General features: G+C 63.6%; 1 protein-coding gene. It reads left to right on the top strand.

Translation table 11 applies throughout. The annotated features are described in order from the left end of the window. A partial coding sequence (locus EN738_RS35835; protein ID WP_281034346.1) for a DUF6212 domain-containing protein occupies positions 1-419 on the top strand: 419 nt, incomplete at its 5' end. Positions 420-472 lie beyond the last annotated feature (53 nt).

Below are 472 nucleotides of genomic sequence, written 5' to 3'. Positions count from 1 at the left end.
ACCATCCCTCCGACCTGCCGACGCTGCTCGTCGCCGGCGACAGTGGCGGCATATTCCTGCGGCCGAACACGCATGGCCCGGTCGTCGCCGCGCTCAATTCAGCCTTCCCGGCCTTTGCCAGAAGCGTCGTGGCAACGGTAGAGATCGCTCATGAGGAGGCGTCTCCTTTCGAGTTCGCCATGGCGCTGGGCAAGCCGGAGGAAAAGCTCTCCTGGAAAGGCGATGCCCCGACCGGCGCCCTCGCCTTCTCCGGATGGACACGGGTTTCGAGACCTTTCGAGCTGCAAGACTTGAAAGTCTCGATCCGCGAGATAGATCGCAAATGGCTGACGATCTATCTGGCCATCCGCCTGCCGCGCGGCTCCAAGTCGATGCCGTCCAATGCCTTCTGGCGCAAGCTGCTGCTCGTGTGGGACTGACGAACGCCGGCCGCGGTTTGCCCACCTTGCCGCAGTAAAGAGCGGGGCGTTAG

Origin of the sequence: Mesorhizobium sp. M4B.F.Ca.ET.017.02.2.1 (assembly GCF_003998955.1) — a bacterium.
GTDB classification, from domain to species: domain Bacteria; phylum Pseudomonadota; class Alphaproteobacteria; order Rhizobiales; family Rhizobiaceae; genus Mesorhizobium; species Mesorhizobium abyssinicae.
The sequence above is the reverse complement of the archived record's forward strand: the minus strand, read 5'-3'. Positions and strand labels throughout refer to the sequence as shown.